Annotated in this window: 13 protein-coding genes; 8 read left to right on the top strand and 5 right to left on the bottom strand. The window is 71.2% G+C overall.

Going from position 1 to position 17,966, the window contains the following annotated elements:
- Positions 1–59: 59 nt before the first annotated feature.
- Positions 60–1,709, bottom strand: a complete 1,650-nt coding sequence (locus ElP_RS32030; protein WP_145277232.1) for an RNA polymerase sigma factor — start codon at positions 1,707–1,709, stop codon at positions 60–62.
- Between the two features lie 96 nt (positions 1,710–1,805).
- Positions 1,806–2,828: a tRNA dihydrouridine synthase DusB gene (gene dusB, locus ElP_RS32025; RefSeq protein WP_231749341.1), complete on the bottom strand. Its 1,023-nt coding sequence runs from the start codon at positions 2,826–2,828 to the stop codon at positions 1,806–1,808.
- 331 nt (positions 2,829–3,159) lie between these two features.
- Between dusB and ElP_RS32020 the strand changes: the two genes are divergently transcribed.
- The 4 genes from ElP_RS32020 (at position 3,160) to ElP_RS32005 (ending at position 8,368) form a co-directional block, all read left to right on the top strand.
- Positions 3,160–4,362 carry a class I SAM-dependent methyltransferase gene (locus ElP_RS32020; RefSeq protein ID WP_231749340.1) on the top strand — a complete coding sequence of 401 codons (1,203 nt, stop codon included), beginning with the start codon at positions 3,160–3,162 and terminating at the stop codon, positions 4,360–4,362.
- A 144-nt stretch (positions 4,363–4,506) separates the two neighbouring features.
- Positions 4,507–5,415: a DUF6263 family protein gene (locus ElP_RS32015; protein ID WP_145277230.1), complete on the top strand. Its 909-nt coding sequence runs from the start codon at positions 4,507–4,509 to the stop codon at positions 5,413–5,415.
- Positions 5,416–5,589: 174 nt separating this feature from the next.
- Positions 5,590–6,633 (top strand): ligase-associated DNA damage response exonuclease, encoded by a 1,044-nt coding sequence (locus tag ElP_RS32010; protein ID WP_145277229.1) that lies wholly within the window; start codon positions 5,590–5,592, stop codon positions 6,631–6,633.
- A 160-nt stretch (positions 6,634–6,793) separates the two neighbouring features.
- On the top strand, positions 6,794–8,368 hold the full coding sequence (locus tag ElP_RS32005) for a hypothetical protein (RefSeq protein ID WP_145277228.1): 1,575 nt from the start codon (positions 6,794–6,796) through the stop codon (positions 8,366–8,368).
- A gap of 53 nt (positions 8,369–8,421) precedes the next feature.
- Here ElP_RS32005 and ElP_RS32000 read toward each other — a convergent pair whose 3' ends face one another.
- From ElP_RS32000 to ElP_RS31990, 3 genes are read right to left on the bottom strand one after another with little or no spacing between them, the layout of a single operon-like run.
- Positions 8,422–10,338, bottom strand: a complete 1,917-nt coding sequence (locus ElP_RS32000; protein WP_145277227.1) for a DNA gyrase/topoisomerase IV subunit B — start codon at positions 10,336–10,338, stop codon at positions 8,422–8,424.
- 45 nt (positions 10,339–10,383) lie between these two features.
- Positions 10,384–10,662 carry a hypothetical protein gene (locus ElP_RS31995; RefSeq protein ID WP_145277226.1) on the bottom strand — a complete coding sequence of 93 codons (279 nt, stop codon included), beginning with the start codon at positions 10,660–10,662 and terminating at the stop codon, positions 10,384–10,386.
- A 26-nt stretch (positions 10,663–10,688) separates the two neighbouring features.
- Positions 10,689–13,154 carry a DNA gyrase/topoisomerase IV subunit A gene (locus ElP_RS31990; RefSeq protein ID WP_145277225.1) on the bottom strand — a complete coding sequence of 822 codons (2,466 nt, stop codon included), beginning with the start codon at positions 13,152–13,154 and terminating at the stop codon, positions 10,689–10,691.
- A gap of 341 nt (positions 13,155–13,495) precedes the next feature.
- Between ElP_RS31990 and ElP_RS31985 the strand changes: the two genes are divergently transcribed.
- The 4 genes from ElP_RS31985 to ElP_RS31970 all read left to right on the top strand — a co-directional run bounded on the left by ElP_RS31985 (position 13,496) and on the right by ElP_RS31970 (position 17,933).
- Positions 13,496–14,941 carry a GntP family permease gene (locus ElP_RS31985; protein ID WP_145277224.1) on the top strand — a complete coding sequence of 482 codons (1,446 nt, stop codon included), beginning with the start codon at positions 13,496–13,498 and terminating at the stop codon, positions 14,939–14,941.
- A gap of 103 nt (positions 14,942–15,044) precedes the next feature.
- Entirely contained in the window at positions 15,045–16,658 is a 1,614-nt protein-coding gene (locus tag ElP_RS31980) for an ATP-dependent DNA ligase (RefSeq protein WP_145277222.1), read from the top strand.
- Between the two features lie 280 nt (positions 16,659–16,938).
- Positions 16,939–17,325 carry a ribosome-binding factor A gene (locus ElP_RS31975; protein ID WP_145277220.1) on the top strand — a complete coding sequence of 129 codons (387 nt, stop codon included), beginning with the start codon at positions 16,939–16,941 and terminating at the stop codon, positions 17,323–17,325.
- A gap of 233 nt (positions 17,326–17,558) precedes the next feature.
- Entirely contained in the window at positions 17,559–17,933 is a 375-nt protein-coding gene (locus ElP_RS31970) for a hypothetical protein (protein WP_145277218.1), read from the top strand.
- Positions 17,934–17,966 lie beyond the last annotated feature (33 nt).

Below are 17,966 nucleotides of genomic sequence, written 5' to 3'. Positions count from 1 at the left end.
CGGGCCGACCCGTCGGCATCCTCCCGGATGCCCGGGCCCGGAACCTCGTCGGCCTCGCCTCACGATCCAGGCCCGTCGAGGGGTTCGAGGTCGAGCCGGTCGCCCTCGGCCCGGATTGAGCGGAGTTCCTCAAGGATCGCGTCGAGTTTCTGCTCAAGGGCTTCAATGCGGTCGGCCTGATCGGTGGTCGTTCGGCCGGATGAGCGCGCGGAAGGCACGAGTCCGAATGGCGATTCGAGCAGAGTCCCGTCCGTCGAGAGCCTCGCTCGGGGCGACTCGGTTGTCTCGGACGATTCCGACGGGGCGAGGCCGCCTTCAGGTCGGTTGGGCCTGGCCAGGGGGGATTGGTCGGGATTGCTCGGCCCGCGAGTTTGCCCCAGGCCGCCCGGCACCGGCACTGGCCGATGTTCCTCGACCTCCTCTCCGACCCCGGCGAGCGGCCCGACGATCCGGCGGAGCTGCCGGAGTCGCTCGACGACCTGTTCGTGGACCTCGGGCGAATGGCGGACGATTAGGCTGAGGTTCAGGTGGAAGGGCGTGATCGAGCGATCCGTCACGGTCGATCCATCTCCGCTTCGAGGTTCACCGACGGTCCAGGTCCCGGGGGCGACGGTTGACGTGAGGAGGTCGATGAGCGGGCCGAAGCTGGCCAGGCCCGGGGAGACTGTCGCGACGGATGTGCCGTCCTCCTTTAAGGAGAGGATCCGCTCCGCGTGGGGGATGAAGATCAGGTCGCCAACCGAATAGACCCGGGTGATCGACTCTGACTCACTCTCGAGCGACGGGGTCGACGATTCCGGCGGAGGGTTAGTTGTCGGGGGCAGCTCCGACCTCGACTGGGCCGAGCGCGAGGCCTCGGCCGCGAGGACTCCCGAGGCGACGAGGCCGACGACGAGCAAGGTGCGCTGAATCATGGTCATCTCCCTGAGGACGGCAATCACCGCGGCGATCGTGCCGGCCGGGACCGCCCCGGCCGCCGCGATCAGGCCGCCATGCGTTGCGGACACCGCCGCCCGGACGGTCGCGGCCCGGAGCGAGGCGTGGACCACCTCGGGGGCCGATCGCCTGATCCCCAGGCCGATCGGGATCGCCGAGGGCGAGATCCCACGCCGAGCGAGCCGGTCACGGAGGCGATCGCGGCCCCGGGCCAGTCGGCTGCGGACGGTGCCGACCGGCCAGTCCAGGCGTCGGGCGGCCTCGTCGTGGGTGAGGCCCTCGACCAGGCAAAGGACGATCGGCAGGCGGTGGCGGTCGGGCAGGCGAGCGATTTCCTCGTGCAGGGCGGCGCCGAGGTCGTCCGCCTCGCCCGGTTCGTTGGAGGTTGACGACCGGCTCGCGGCCCGCTCGTCGAGGAGTCGGCGACGGGCGCGGTCGGAGCGCATCCGGGTTGAGAGCCGGACGGTCACGGCGTTCAGCCACGGGCCGATCGAGTCGCGGACCCAGAGCGAGCCGGCCCGGCGGGCCAGGGCGAGGAAGGCGGCCTGGAAGGCGTCCTCGGCGGCGTCCCGGTCTCGGAGGATGGAGCGGGCCAAGCGGAGGACCATCGGCCCGTGCCGCCCGACCAGCTCCGCGAACGCCCGCTCGGCCCCGGGGCCGTCCCGGGCGTTGAACCGCTCCAGCAGCTGGCCGTCCGAGAGGCCCCCGGCCGCACCGCCCCCGAAGAGGGTGCGGAGGTGCCGGTGGGCCTCGCCGTTGATGGTCCGGGGCACGGGTCGCGATCCTCCCTGACGCGGGGTGTCCTCGGTGTAATGCCGGGCCGGGGGAGGATCAATCCATTTTTCCGGCAGTGCCGGGCCGATCGAGGCTCACCACTTGTCGATCGGCCCCTTGGGCGTGGGGACCCGGGGCTCGAACTGGGAGGGCAGGGGGGCGCAGGGCCCGGCGGCCCGCATTTCGGAGACGACGGCATCGAACGTGGCCCGGCTGGGGAGGTTGACCAGGCGGAGGTACAGCTCCTTCGGCGGCCGGATGGCGTAGCTGTACCACTTCAGGACCTTGCGGAACTGGAGGCAGGCCAGGTGCTCGCCTCGGGTCTCGGCGAGGCGGTGGAAGTGGCGTTCCATCACCGCGATCCGGTCCTCGAACGAGGGCTCGGGGCCGGCGGTGCCGTGCTCGGCCCAGTGCTGGAGCTGTCGGAAGACGAAGGGATTGGAGAGCGAACCCCGGCCGATGGAGATGGCCGCGCAGCCGGTCTCCCGGAACATGGCCTCGGCGTCGACGATGGTGCGGATGTCGCCGTTGCCGATGACCGGCATCCGGTCGACCGCCTCCACCACCCGGGCGATCCCCGATCGGTCGACCATGCCGCTGAAGCCCTGGGCCCGGGTCCGGCCGTGGACGATCACGGCGGCCACGCCGATCGACTCGAACAGGCGGGCCAGCTCCGGGGCGGTCGGGTTCTGCTGGTCCCAGCCGAGGCGCATCTTGACCGTCACCGGGACCGGCGATTGCTCGACCACCGCGCCGACGAGCTTCCTCGCGCCGTCGCCGTCGCACATCAGGGCCGAGCCGCCGCCGGACTTCACCACCTTGCGGACGGGGCACCCCATGTTGATGTCGATGATCGACGGGCCGAGGTCGGCGACGATCTTCGTGGCCTCGATCATCTCCCAGGTCGTGGCGCCGTAGATCTGGATCGACGCCGGCTGGTCCTCGGGGCTAGTCGCGGCCAGCTCGAACGACTTCGGCCGACGTTCGATGAGCGACCGGGCGTTGACGAGATCCGTCGTCGCCAGGCCCAGGCCGCCCAGCTCCCGGACGGTCTGGCGATAGGCGAGCGCCGTGTAGCCGGCCAGCGGGGAGAGGAAGAAGCAGGTGGGGACCGTCACCGACCCGATCGCCAGCGGCTCCTTCGCCCTCGGGGGCGGGGGGGGCAGCTCGGGGGAGGGCCGGCGTCGGGGCGGGGGGGGGGGGCGATCGCGGACACGTCGCGGGGTCTCCTCCGTCGGCGTCGCGGTGGGGGCGGGCGAGATTCGTTATTCTAGGGGATCGGACGCGATTTGTCAGAGCCGCTTTGAGGGGGGAAGGGGAGGGGACCTCACGCAGGGCCGCGAAGGCGCGAGAGAAGAGGGGGAAAGGGAACCGGGTTTTCTTCTCTTCGCCGCGACCCCACGCCTCTGCGTCAGGTCCCCTCCCCTCCCCCCTCGCAGGATCGACCCCATGACCCCCGCCGACGCCGAAGCCTTCCTCCTGACCACCGAAGACGGCCAAACCCTGCTCGGTGAGGTCCAGGCCAACCCTCGCCCCGGGCCGGCGGAGATGGTCCGGTGGCGAGACCGGGCGCCCGGCGAGGTGGTGACGGCGGCGGTCCACCTGGTCGAGGCACGGCGCAAGGGGAAGGCGAAGTTCGAGCGGGCCGACCGGATGTGGCTCGACCCGCTCGGCGTCGAGCAGGCGACCGCCGAGCCCGTCGCCCGGCACAAGGCCGGGCGGTTCCGGGGGGCGGGCCTGGTCGTCGACCTCTGCTGCGGCGTCGGCGGCGATGCAATCGCGCAAGGGTCCGTCGCCGACCGGGTGATCGCCGTTGATCGGGACGAGGGGATGGCGAGACGGACGCTCTGGAACGCGGCGGCCTACGGGGTCGACGATCGCGTGTCGGCGGTCGTGGCCGACGCCGAGCGGTTCCCGATCCCCGGGGGTGCCCTCGTCCACGTCGATCCCGACCGGCGCGTCGAGGGGACGAGGCGGGCGGCCCAGATGCTCGCCGACTACCACCCCGGCACGGACTTCATGCTCAGGACGGCCCGCTCCTGCCCCGGCGGGGCGATCAAGCTCGGCCCCGCGAGCGACTTCGACGCCCATTTCTACGGGGATCGGTTCGAGGTCGAGCTGGTCAGCCTCGGCGGCGAGGCCAGGGAGGCGACCGCCTGGTTCGGAGGCCTCGTCACCTGCCGTCGTCGCGCGACCAGGCTCCCCGAGGGCGTGACCTGGACCGACCTCGACGGCCCCCCCGGCGGCTACGCCCCGGCCCGGCCGCTGGAGGCGTGGGCCTTCGACCCCGATCCGGCCTTGCTGCGCTCCGGCCTGGTCGACGCGTTCGCCGAGGCGCACGGCCTGGGCCGGATCCACGACGCGGTCGACTTCCTGACCGGCCCCGATCGGGTCGACTCGCCGTTCCTGGCGGCGTTCGAGGTGGTGGAGGAGCTGCCGGTCGACGTGAAGGCGATGCGCCGGGTCGTGCTGGAACGGGGGATCGGGACGCTGGAGATTAAGGTCCGGGGGCTGGAGATCCGGCCGGAGTCGCTGAGGGCGCAGCTCAGGCCGAAGGGGTCGGGGTCGGCGACTCTGCTGCTGGTCGGCGGCGGCAGATCGGGGCCGTCCCGGGCGGTGCTCGCCCGCCGGGCGTCGAGGGCGAGTGGGTGAGCCGGGCGGGTCGTCTTGCCAGGCCGGGGCGGGGCGGTCAGACTGTGGTCGAGTCGCCCGACCGGCTCCCGATTGTTGCCGTCGGTTTCGACGGCAGGAGCCTCGGCCCGAGGCCCGCGACCCGCACCCGACCCGGAGCACCCGATGGACCGTCGCCTCGTCCCGATCGCCCTGGCGTCGATCGCCCTCGCCCTGACCGGCTCGGCCTCCCGGGGCGCGGAGACCCTGAGGTGGAAGTTCGCCGAGGGGGACTCCCACCGCTACAGGCTCGAGCAGACGACCATCAACACGGCGGTGGTCATGGAGCAGGAAGTGAAGATGTCGATCTTCCAGACGGTCGAGATGACCTGGGAGGTCGAATCGGTCGAGGACGAGGGAGCCGCCCGTTTGGTCCAGACGATCGACCGGATGCGAGTCGCGCTGGAGTCGCAGTTCCTCACGTTCTCCTACGACTCTTCCGACGACGCCCCGGCCGAGGGACAGGCGGCGATGCTGGAGCCGGTGGTCGACGCGCTGGTTGGCGTGCCGGTCGTCCTGGTGATGACCCCCCGGGGCGAGGTGCGAGAGGTCGAGGTGCCCGACGAGCTGATCCAGCGCCTCAAGGACGCCGGCCCCGCCGCCCAGGCCTTGCAGAACCTGGCGTCGCCCGAGGGGATGAAGGGGCTGATCGGCCAGTCGACCCTCGTCTTCCCCCAGGAGCCGATCGAGGAGGGTGCCACCTGGGCCCGGAAGGTCGAGCTGCCTACCCCCCAGGGCACGATGACGCTGGACAACGCGTTCACGTTCCGGGGCATCGAGGGGGGCGACGACGGCGAGACGGCGACGATCGACGTGGCCATGACCATCGATTCCCTGGAGGCCGCCCCGGACTCCCCCTTCGAGCTCACCGTCCAGGAGCAGGAGGGCCGCGGCTCCTACGCCTTCGACACCTCCGCCGGGCTGCTCCGATCCTCCGAGGTCACGCAGACCCTGAGCGTGGTCGCCCGGGTGATGGACCAGGAGCTGACCTCCGTCGCCGAATCCACCGCCACTTTCTCGCTGGTGGAGGACTGAGGAGACCCGGCTCGGGAGCGGATGACGAACGATGGATGGCGAGTGGATGACCGCGACTCGCCGATCTCGGGGCCATCAGCCCCCGTCTCCCGGGACGGGCGTCGGCGGCGAATCGCCCGCCATCCGCAATCCTCCGGGGCCCATCTCTTGCCCGTTTCTCGGCGGATCGCCCAGATGACCCGATCCGATCCCGTACTCCGCCTGACCGACGCCGGCCTCTACTGCGAGGCCGGCGACTTCTTCATCGACCCGTGGTGTCCGGTCGATCGGGCGGTGATCACCCATGCGCATTCCGATCATGCCCGTTGGGGGTCGAGACGATACCTGACCGCCCGGGACGGGGCCGGGGTGCTCCGGGTCCGGGTCGGCGATGAGCCGATGATTGAGGCCGCCGGGTACGGCGATCCGGTCGAGATCAATGGGGTCCGCGTCTCGCTCCACCCGGCGGGGCACATCCTGGGGTCGGCCCAGGTGCGGGTCGAGCACCGGGGGGCCGTCTGGGTCGTCTCGGGGGACTACAAGGTCGGGCCCGACGCGACCTGCGTCCCGTTCGACCCGGTGCGCTGCCACGTCTTCATCACCGAATCGACGTTCGCCCTGCCGATCTATCGCTGGCCGAGCCAGCGGGACGTGTTCGATTCCGTGAACGCCTGGTGGCGCAGCAACGCCGACTCCGGCAAGGTCAGCCTTCTGTTCAGCTACGCCCTGGGCAAGGCCCAGCGGCTGCTCTCGGGCCTGGACCCCTCGATCGGCCCGATCTTCTGCCACGGCGCCGTCGAGAAGCTCAACGCCGCCTACCGGGCCACCGGCATCCCCCTGCCGCCGACGAGCTACGCTGGCACCGCCTCGAACCGATCGGCCTGGGCGCGGGGGATCGTCGTCGCCCCCCCCTCGGCCCACGGGACGCCCTGGGCCCGGAAGTTCGGGCCCTCGTCCTCCGCGTTCGCCTCCGGCTGGATGACGATCCGGGGCACCCGGCGCAGACGGGCCGTCGACCGCGGCTTCGTCCTCTCCGACCACGCCGACTGGCCCGGCCTGCTCGACGCCATCGCCGCCACCGGGGCCGAGACCGTCTGGGCCACGCACGGCTATTCCGCCGTGCTCGTCCGCTGGCTCCGCGAGCACGGGACCGACGCCCACGTCGTCGCCACCCGGTTCGTCGGCGAGGAGGACGCCTCCGCCGAGCCGGAAGACGGTTCGGCCGAAGAGGCCGGTTGACCTCCCGCCGATCGCTCCCCTGGTCCCTTGTCCCCCTCGGCGATCCGGGGTACAACCGCGAGAGGGAAACGCTTCCATATCCCTCGATTTCGACGGCCGGGCGCGGCGAGCGAGGGCACTGCGTCCGGCTCCGGTTCCCTCCCTCGCGGGGAGAACGGGGATGCTGATTCCTCATCGCACGCGAAGAGGGTTCCTCGCCGACGTGGGCCGGGGGGCGCTCGTGGCCACCCTGGGCAGCGGCATGGCGGCCGACATGGGGTTCGCGGCCCGCTTCGGATCGGAGGACGGCGGCGATCGCCTCGCCTTCGGCCCGCTCGACCCGCTGGTCGCGCTGATGCAGGAGACGCCGTCCGACCGCCTCCTGCCGGCGCTGGTCGACCGGCTCCAGGGCGGGACCCCGATCCGGGACCTCGTCGCGGCGGCAGCCTTCGCCAACGCCCGCACCTTCGGCGGCGAGGACTACATCGGCTACCACACGATGATGGCCCTGGCCCCGGCCTATCAGATGAGCCGGGAACTCCCCGAAGGTCGCCGAGCCTTGCCGGTCTTGAAGGTCCTGTACCGCAACACGAGCCGTATTCACGACTCGGGCAAGACCGAACTCCAGACCCTGCGCCCCGTCGAGCCGCTCTGCTGCCTGCCCGAGGGCCGATCGGGCGGCGAGGCCCTGCGAGACGCGGTCCGGACGAAGGACATGGAGGGTGCAGAGGCCACCTTCGCGACGCTCGCCCAGGGGAGTGCCGACCAGGCGTTCAACGACCTGCTCTACGCCGTCCAGGACAACACCGAGGTCCACCGCACGGTGCTCCCCTACCGGGCCTGGGACCTGCTCGGCATCATCGGCCAGGAGCAGGCGCACACGCTGCTCCGCCAGTCGGTGCGCTACTGCGTGGTCAGCGAGCGAGAATGGCAGCACACCGAGGAGACCGACCGCCCCCGGGTGATCCTCCCCCGCCTGATGGACCAGTACACGCTAGAAGGCCGACCGATCGGCGACCGCCAGCCGGACGATGCCTGGGTCGACCATCTCAGCCGGACGATCTTCGAGGCCACCCCTGAGGCCGCCGCCGAGGCCGCCGCCGCCGCGATCGCCGAGGGGATGGCCCCCGGCGCGATCGGCGAGGCCATCGCCCTGGCCGCCAACCAGCTCGTCCTCCGGGACGCCGGCCGGACCGAGCGCGAGGTCCAGCCCGGCAAGCCACTGGGCAGCGTCCACGGCGACTCCATCGGCGTCCATGCCTGCGACTCGGCCAATGCCTGGCGGAACATGGCGGCCGCCTCGAACCCGAGGAACACCTGCGCCTGCCTGATCCTCGGCGCCTATCAGGTCGCCCTCGACCGCGTGAACCGCGGCGGCGACTTCCTGGCCTGGGAGCCGTACCCCCGCCCCGAGGAACTCGGCTCGATCCGATCGGCCGATCAAGGCTCGCTCCTCGGCGAGCTCGACGCCGCCGTCCGGGGCAACGAGCAGGCCCTGGCCGCCGCCCTGGTCCACCGCCTCGGCGAGACCTCCGCCGACCCCGAACCGATCTTCAACCTGCTGCTCGGCTACGCCGTCAGCGAGGACGGTGCCCTGCACGCCGAGAAGTACTACCGCACCACCCGGGAGGAGTTCGCCTCCACCCGCCCCGCCTTCCGGTGGCGACAGCTCGTCGCGCTGGCCCGAGTCACCGCCAGCGAGTTCGGCCGCCCCGCGCCGGGCTATGCCGAGGCGTGCGAATTGATCGACGCCTGAATTGGGGGGCGAGTGGCGTCCCGGACTTCCGGGCCCGGGACGCCGACTCCCCATCAGATGTCAATGTCTCGCGCCGAGTACGCCTCCTCCATGATGAACTTGAACCGGGCTTCCGGTTCCTTGCCCATCAAGTCGGAGACGGTGTGATCGGTGTAGGGGCGGTCCTCGTCGGGGATGGAGACGCGGAGCAGGCGACGTCGGGCGGGGTCGAGCGTGGTCTCGAAGAGCAGCTTGGCGGGCATCTCGCCGAGCCCCTTGAAGCGGGTGATGGTGAACTTGGCGTTCTTGGGGAGCTTGGCGAGGATCGCGTCGCGTCCCCGGTCGTTGGCCGCCCAGTAGTTCTCCTTGCCGTGGGAGATCTTGTAGAGCGGCGGGCAGGCGAGGTAGACGCGCCCGGCGTCGAGCAGGCCGGGCAGGTGTCGATAGAAGAAGGTGAGCAGCAGCGTGGCGATGTGGTGGCCATCGCTGTCGGCGTCGGTCAGCAGGACGATCTTGCCGTAGCGGAGGCGGGCGGGGTCGTAGTGCTCGTCGATGCCGCAGCCGAGCGCGGAGACCAGGTCGGTCAGCTCCTTGTTCTCCAGCAGCTTCCCCTTGGTCGCCTGCTCGGCGTTGAGGACCTTGCCGCGCAGGGGGAGGATGGCCTGCATGTGGCGGTCCCGGCCCTGCTTGGCGGAGCCCCCGGCCGAGTCGCCCTCGACGATGAACAGCTCGGAGCGCTCGGGGTCGGTGCTGTCGCAGTCGTGGAGCTTGCCGGGGAGGTTCAGGCGGTTGCTGATGGCCGTCTTGCGGCGGACCTGGCTGGCGGCGGCCCGGCTGGCCTCCCGGGCCCGGGCGGCCTGGATGACCCGGTGGACGACGGCGTCGGCCACGCTCTTGTTCTTGATCAGGAAGTCTTCCAGCCGGGGTCGGACCATCGAATCCACGAGGGCTCGGACCTCGGGGTTGTTCAATCGCCCCTTGGTCTGACCCTGGAACTGCGGCTCCCGGACGCAGACCGAGAGCACCGCCGTCAGCCCCTCCCGGATGTCCTCCGCCTTGATCTCGGGGCCCTTCTTGGCGAGCTCGTGGTCCTTGATGAATTTCTGCACGGCGGCGCGGACCGCCTCGCGGAGGCCCGACTCATGCGTGCCGCCGTCCCGGGTGGGGATCGTGTTGACGAACGACCGGATGTCCTCGTCGGTCGCCTCGGTCCAGGCCAGGGCGAGTTCGAGGCGGAGGTCGTCCTCCTCCTTCTCCAGCACGAACGGCGAGGCGGCGACCCGGGCGTCCTCGCGGGATTTGTTCACGGCCTCCAGGAAGTCGCTGACGCCCCCGTCGTGGCGGTACTCGACCGAGGTGCCGGCCCGCTCGTCGACGAACTGGATCGACAGCCCCTTGTTCAGGTACGTCTTGACTTCCAGGCGTTCGGCGATGAGGTTCGGGTCGTACGTCGCGTCGACGAAGATCTCCGGGTCGGGCGTGAAGCGGACGGTCGTGCCCGAGCCCCGGGCGGGCTCTCCCTTCGAGACGTCGCCCTCCGACTTGCCCCGTTTATAGCGCTGGATCCAGGAAAATCCGTCCCGGCGGACCTGCACCTCCAGCCGTTCGCTCAGGGCGTTGACCACGCTGGCGCCGACGCCGTGCAGGCCGCCGGCTACCTTGTAGGCGTCGTTGTCGAACTTGCCGCCGGCGTGCAGGGTGGTGAAGATCACCTCCAGGGCGCTCCTGCCGGTCTTGGCGTGCACGTCGATCGGGATGCCGCGACCGTTGTCGGAGACGGCGCAGGTCTTGCCGTCCTTCGACAGGGTGACGACGATCCGGGTGGCGTGGCCGTTCATCACCTCGTCGATCGCGTTGTCGACGATCTCCCAGAGCAGGTGGTGCAGCCCCGCCTTGTCCACGCCGCCGATGTACATGCCGGGCCGGCGTCGGACGGCCTCGAGCCCTTCGAGGACGGTGATCGAGTCGGCGTTATAGGTTCCGGTGGCCATGCGTTTTCCTATCCTCGTCGGGTCGCGTCCGGTCCCGGCAGTACGTCAGCAATCCGCCCCGAGGTCGGGTGCCCGGGCGTCGTCGCCCCGCCGCTCCTGGATCGTCGGCTCGCCGAGGTGGCGGCGGGGGTTGCCGCACATCCAGCAGGAGCAGGAGGCCAGGTGGTCGTGATTCCTGAGGGCGAAGGCCTCGCGGTCCGGGTCGGGGATGCCCGTGAACTTCAGGCAGCGGCGGGCCCGTTCGATCATCCGGGAGCGTTGATGGCGTCGGGCGGCCCGCCCCCGGTTCGGGGAGGGCGGGCCGCCTCGGCTCGGGTCGTCCATGTCATCCCCCTGGGCGGGATCGGGCCTCACTGCTCCACCTGGTCGACCGGCGGCACCGGGGTCGCCTCGGGGAGGATGACCTCGGCGATCGAGCCGCGCTGCATGATGGCGTAGCCCTTGCCGCCCCGGCCGGTGACCGGGTACTTCGAGGCCCGGAGCGACTGGGTGGCGCCCCGGCTGGTGCGGACCTCCAGCCCGTCCCCCTTGGCCCCGGCCAGGGTGAAGCCGAGCACCCGGTCCTTGGCGTCGAGCCGGACGGCGGTCACCCCCTTGGCGACGCCCGAGACCACGTTCGCCTCGTCGACCGGGAAGACCAGCACCCGGGCCGATCGGGTGACGAGGCAGACATTCTCTGAGCCGTCGGAGGCCTCGACGCCGATCACCGCGTCGTCGGGATACCCGGCGTCGAGCCGGACGATCCCGCGTCCCTTCTTGGTGGAGACCGGGGCGACGTAGCTCAGCGAGAAGCGGAGCGTCTTGCCGCCGGCCGTCAGGGCCACGCCGTAGGGCGGGGGAGAGGACCTGCCCTCGTCGTGCTTGCCGTCGCCGTTGGAGCCGTTGCGGTCGGGCCGCATGTCGGCGTCGAGATAGCCCTGGTGGGCCTTCCCGTTTCGGGGGGCCGGGGCCTTGGGCGTCGGCAGGCATCGGGGGTCGTGGCAGGCGACGCCGACGATGGCCTCGCGGTCCTCGAAGGCGAACTGGCGGTGGATCGGCTCGCCGTGGCCGGTGGTCATGCCGATGTCGTTGGCCCGGATCGTGTAGGCGATCCCCCGGGTGGTGAAGAAGGTGATCGTCTGCCGGGCGGTTGAGCGGAAGACCCAGCCGACGCGGTCCTCGTCCCGGACCCGGATGCTGGCGACGTCGGTGAACGACTTCTGCCGCTTCACCCACCCGTCCCGGGTGACGATGACCCAGGCGTCCTCGTCGACGATGTAGTCTTCCTCGCGGAACTCGACCGCCTCGACCGGCCCCTCGACCGCCGTCCGCCGGGGATCGCCGTACTTCTTGGAGATCGCCCGGATCTCCTCCCGGATCACCCCCCACCGGGCGGCCTCGTCGGCGAGCAGGGCCTCCAGCTCGGCGGCCCGGGCCCGCCGCTCGCCCAATTCGCCGAGGATGTCCCGGATCTCCAGCTTGCCGAGGCGATAGAGCTTGGTCTCCAGCACGGCGTCGGCCTGGAGGTCGGTCAGGCCGAAGCGGTCGATCAGCTTCGGCGCGGCGTCGGCCTTGCCGTCGCTGGCCCGGATGATCTTGATCGCCTCGTCGAGGTTGTCGAAGACGATCGCGAAGCCTTCGAGGATGTGGATCCGCCGCAGGATCGCGTCCAGCTCGTGCCGCAGCCGACGGGTGACGACGTCCATGCGGAAGTCCAGGAAGTGGACGAGCATGGATTTCAAGTCCAGCCGGGCCGGCACGGCGATCTCGGCCCCGGCGGCCGGCTGGAGGCAGGTCATGTTGACGTTGAAGTTGTTCTGCAGCGGCGTGTTCTTGAACAGGTAGGCGAGCGCCGCGTCGGCGTTGGCGCCGGGCTTCAGGTCGAGGACGATCCGGATGTCGTCGGTGCTCAGGTCCTTCACGTTGGTCAGCTGGGGGACCTGTCCCCGGCCGATCAGGTCGCCGATCCGGAGGACCAGGGGGTCCTTCTCGACGCCGTAGGGGATCGAGGTGATGAAGATCCGGTTCGGGTTCCCCGGATCGGTCTCATAGGTGCCCCGGAGCTTCACCGTGCCCTGGCCGGTGGCGTAGATCTGCCTCAGCTCGTCGGCGCTATTGAGGATGACGCCGCCGGTCGGGAAGTCGGGGGCCTGGATGTACTTGAGCAGCTTCTCGACGGGCAGGTCCCGGTCGCTGTCCAGCAGGGCGACCAGGGCGCCGCAGACCTCCTTGAGGTTGTGCGGCGGGATGTTCGTCGCCATGCCGACGGCGATGCCGGCGGCCCCGTTGATCAGCAGGTTAGGCACCTGGGCGGGCAGGACCACCGGCTCGTCGGCCGTCGAGGCGTAGTTGGGCCGGAACTCGACGGTACCGTCGCGCAGCTCGGTCAGGATCTCCTGGGCGATCGGCGTCAGGCGGCATTCGGTGTACCGCATGGCGGCGGGGGGGTCGCCATCAATCGAGCCGAAGTTGCCGTATCCCTCGATCAGGGGGTAGCGGAGGCTGAACGACTGGGCCATCCGCACCTGGGCGTCGTAGATCGACTGGTCGCCGTGCGGGTGGTACGTTTTCATCACCTCGCCCACGACCGCCGCGCTCTTGATGTACCGGCCGTCGGCCGTGACCCGGAGGTCGGCCCACATCGCATATAAGATGCGTCGCTGCACCGGCTTGAGGCCGTCCCGCACGTCGGGCAACGCCCGGGAGGTGATGACGCTCAGCGCGTAGTTCAGGTACCGTTCCCGGGTGGCCTCGGCCAGCGGGACGACGTCGATCACCTCGTCCCGCCCGGCCCCCTCGCCGCGGCCATCCCCGTTGCCTTGCCGTCTTCGGGCCATATCACGCCTCGTGCTCGGACGATCGGGCACGCCCGGCCCGCCGGTCCCTCCATTCGGTCTCGTACTTTACGATAATACGGTCGTCCGGCCAGTGCAATTGAATTTAGTGTACGAATGGACCGTTTCGGCGGGCGCGGTCCCCGACCATGCCCCGGCGGGCTCGGCCGGCGGAGCGGCCCCCGGCCGAAGTCCGAGACACGCCGATCGGCGTGAGGTAGTCTGGTGCCGGCCCGGCCCGGCCCACGACCCGAGGGGACCGGTCCGCCCGAGACCCGGCGCCGAGGCGTCCTCGAGGGCGATGCCCATCCCGGCGGGTCGATTCGATGAGGGAGGTCAGGACCGTGGGACTGCTCGGAATCCTGCTCGCGCTGGCCCTGCTGATGGGGCTGTCCTATCGGGGATGGAGCGTGCTGCTGGTGGCGCCGGCGGCCGCGATGCTGGCCGCGGCCCTGTCGGGAGAGCCGCTCCTGGCGCACTGGACGCAGACGTTCATGGGAGGCGCGTCCCGCTTCGTCGCGCAGTGGTTCCCCCTGTTCCTGCTCGGCGGCCTGTTCGGCAAGCTGATGGATGACAGCGGCTCGATCGCCTCGATCGCGCGATTCCTGACCGGACGCCTGGGGACTCGACGCGCGATGCTCTCCGTCGTGATCGCGTCGACCGTGGTCACCTATGGCGGCGTGAGCGTCTTCGTCGCCTTCTTCGTGCTCGTCCCCATGGCGCAGGAACTGTTCCGGGCCGCGGACATCCCGCGACGGCTGATGCCGGCGACCATCTGCCTCGGGGCGTTCACGTACACCATGTCGGCCCTCCCGGGGTCGCCCTCGATCAACAACGCCATCCCCATGCCCTACTTCGGCACCACGCCCTTCGCGGCCCCCGGGCTGGGGATCATCGCGGCGATCGTCACGCTGGCGTTCGGCATGTGGTGGCTCAATCGCGCCGAGGCGGCGGCTCGGAGGGCGGGCGAGGGCTTCGGCGGCGGTTCGGCGGCCGCCCCGGCCCTCGACGAGCGGATCCGGGAGCATGCGACGGCGACGGGCGACTTCGACCCGGCCGAGATCCGCCTCGGCGGCCAGAGCGAGGGCGGACCTCCCACGGTCCTCGCCATCCTGCCCCTCGTCGTGGTCATCGTCATGAACTTCCTGATGTCGCTGGTCGTGCTCCTCCGGCTCGATTTCTCGTACCTGGCCGGGGAGGCGTGGGGGGGGACCTCGATCGGTGCCCTGGCCGGGATCTGGTCGGTTGCCCTGGCGCTGGCGGCGGGGAGCCTCACCCTCGTCCTCCTGAACTCCCGACGCCTGGAATCCTTGCGTGTGAGCATGGATTCCGGGGCCAATTCCTCGGTCTTGCCCGTGATGACGGTCGGCAGCCTCGTCGGCTTCGGCGCCGTGGTGGCGGCGCTGCCCGCCTTCGGGGCGGTCCGGGACGCGGTCCTGTCGATCCAGGGGGGGCCGCTGATCTCGCTCACCGTCTCGATGAACACGCTGGCCGCGATGACCGGCTCGGCGTCCGGGGGGATGGCGATCGCGCTGGACGCCCTCGGGGAGACCTACATGCGACTCGCCGGCGAGCAGGGCATCGCCCCTTCGCTGCTGCATCGCGTGTCCACGATCAGCGCCGGCACGCTCGACGCCTTGCCCCACAACGGGACGGTCCTCACGGTGCTCCAGGTCAGCAGGCTGACCCACCGGGAGAGCTATTTCGACATGATCATGACTGTGAAGGTGAGCACGATCCTCGCCCTGGTCGTGGTCCTCATCCTGGGCTCGGCGTTCGGGTCGTTCTGACGGCCGAGGTCGCCCCCTCGTGCGGGTCGCCGTCGCGATGATCCGCGTGGGGTCGCCCCCCGGGCTCCCGGTCGACCGCCGACACTCCCCCGGACTTGATCGCATGAACGCCTTCGCCGACCTGTTCGCCGCGCTGGATGAGACGACCGGGACCAACGCCAAGGTCGAGGCCCTGGTCCGGTATTTCGCCGAGGCCGACCCGGCCGACGCGAGCTGGGCGGTCTACTTCCTGGTCGGCCGGAAGCCGAGGCAGGCGGTCCCGTCGAAGAAGCTGAGGGAGTGGGCGGCGGCCGAGGCGGGGATCCCGGACTGGCTGCTCGGCGAGTGCTACGACGCGGTCGGCGACTCGGCCGAGGCGATCGCCCTGCTGCTGCCGGAGGCGGAGCGGTCGAGCGACCGGCCACTGGCGGAGTGGGTCGAGGGGCTCTTGCTGACGCTCCGGGACCGGGACGAGGAGGACCAGCGTCGCCTCCTGCTCGACGCCTGGGCCGAGATGGACCGCACCCAGCGGTTCGTCTGGAACAAGCTGATCAGCGGGCAGTTCCGGGTCGGCGTCTCGGCCCAGCTGGTGACCCGGGCTCTGGCGAAGGCCGGCGGCCTGGAGCCGGGGGCGGTGGCGCATCGCCTGATGGGGAACTGGACCCCGTCGGCCGACTTCTACCGGGCGTTGATCCATCCCGACTCCGCCGACGCGGACCTCAGCCGGCCGTACCCATTCTGCCTGGCCCACCCCATCGACGAGGCGGGGGACATGCCCCAGGCGCTGGGGGATCCGGTCGGCTGGCAGGCCGAGTGGAAGTGGGACGGCATCCGCTGCCAGCTCATCCGGAGGGGGGGCGAGACATTCCTCTGGACCCGGGGCGAGGAGCTAGTCACCGAACGCTACCCCGAGCTGGCCGGGCTCGGGCCGATGCTGCCGGAGGGGACCGCGATCGACGGCGAGATCCTGGTCTACCGGGACGACGAGGTGCGGCCGTTCGCCCAGCTCCAGCGGAGGATCGGCCGGAAGACGGTGGGCAAGAAGCTCTTGGCCGAAGTCCCCGTCGCCCTCTTCGCCTTCGACCTGCTGGAAGACGGCGGGGAGGACCTCCGATCCCGGCCGCTCCGGGACCGGAGGGCGAGGCTGGCGGACCTGGTGGCGGCCACGAACGTGCCCGGCCGGCTGATCCTCTCGCCGACGGTGCAGGGGGCCTCCTGGGCCGACCTGGCCGAGCATCGGGCGTCCAGCCGGGACAACCTGGCGGAGGGGCTGATGCTCAAGCGGCTGGACTCGATCTATCAGGTCGGCCGGGTCCGGGGAGATTGGTGGAAGTGGAAGATCGCCCCGATCACGGTGGATGCCGTGCTCACCGCCGCCCAGCGGGGCAGCGGCAAGCGGGCGAGCCTTTACACGGACTACACGTTCAGCGTCTGGGACGAGTCGGGCAACCTCGTCCCCTTCGCCAAGGCGTACTCGGGCCTGACCGACGAGGAGATCCGCAGGGTCGACGCCTGGATCCGCAGGCACATGGTCGAGAAGTTCGGCCCGGTCCGGACGGTGACGCCCGAGCTCGTCTTCGAGCTGGCGTTCGAGGGGATCCAGCGGTCGACCCGGCACAAGTCGGGGGTGGCGGTGCGGTTCCCGAGGATCCTCCGCTGGCGGTCGGACAAGACGCCGGAGGAGGCCGACCGCCTGGAGGCGATCCGGGCCATGCTGCCGGGGGGGGCCGGGGGCTGATCGCGGCTTGATCGGGCCCCCGGGTGGGCTATGATGGCCTGGGGACCGACCTCCCCGAACCCGATCGGCCCGCCATGGCACCGGATCGCCGGACGACCTCGAGCCCCGATCGGCCTCGCCGACCGGGCCGGGCCCCGAGCCGACCGTCCTCCTCCACCGGCGGCGAATCGAGCCGAGCCGATCCCGGCCGTCCGAACCGCGAGAGGGAACGACCATGTCCTCGCGCAAGAGAGCATCCCGAGGCCGCACGGCCGGGGGCCGGGGGCCCTCCGACGGCCCGGTGGACCCCCGTCGCGTCTTCGCCCCCGGGGCCGGCCGCCCGGCGCCGAGGAACGACCGCAAGACGATGCAGCTCTGCTCGCAGGTCCAGCGGACCGTCGAGCAGGTGATCCTCGGCGACCTGGACGACGACGTGCTGCGGAACCTCTGCGTCCTGGCGGTCGAGCCGGCGCCGGACGAGTCGAGGCTGCTGGTGACGGTCGGGCCTTTCGCCTCGAACGTGGAGATCGACCCGCTGCAGGTCATGCAGCACCTCGGGGCGGCCTCCGCGCACATCCGGACGGAGGTGGCCGCGGCGATCACCCGCCGCAAGACGCCGACCCTGGTCTACCAGGTCGCCCGCCCCGGCCCTCCCCCCGTGGCGCCGGCGGGGGCCTCGCCGCCCTGATCGGCGATCGGGGAGGGCGAGGCCGGGGGCGTGGCCCCCGGCGAGGGAGGCCGGGCCGGCCCCCGATCGATCGAAGGCGGTTGACCCGACGAGCCGTTTCCCATAGCGTTGTGCCGGGGACGCCCCAAGTCCCGAGGCCCGGAACCGGGGGCCTCGGGGGCGGCGGGCGCTCGACCTGTAAGGGGGACGCCGGGATGTTCGGGGGCTCGGGAACGCCCAGGAGAGGCGGGGCGGTGCGATGGGCGATCTTGCTGACGCTCGTCCTCGCGCTCGACCAGCTCGAGACGGCCCCGCCGCCGTCGGCATCCCAGGCTGCGCTAGTCGAGGTCCTGCGGCCCGACGGCCCGGCCCGGGAAACCCGGCCGCCGATCAACCCGCCCGAGGAAGATTCGTCGAGGCCCTCCGAGTCGGAGGAGTCGCTCGAAGGCCGGGGTAAGGGCCCGCGGGCCGTCGGCGACGCCGCCGGAGGCGACCGGGCCTGGTCCATCGGCGGGGCCGCCCCGGGGCCCGACCTCCGGGACCGCCGGGCGGGCGCCGGCGGGCCCTTCGGGCGTCGGCCGACGGGAGGCCGGGGGGTCTGCCTGATGTTCCAGTCCCATCGCTGCTAGGGCCGCGACGGCCCCGATCTCGAAGAGCCCCGA

Origin of the sequence: Tautonia plasticadhaerens (assembly GCF_007752535.1) — a bacterium.
Taxonomy (GTDB): Bacteria; Planctomycetota; Planctomycetia; order Isosphaerales; family Isosphaeraceae; genus Tautonia; species Tautonia plasticadhaerens.
Note: the sequence above shows the minus strand (reverse complement) of the source record. Positions and strands in the feature narration are given on the sequence as shown.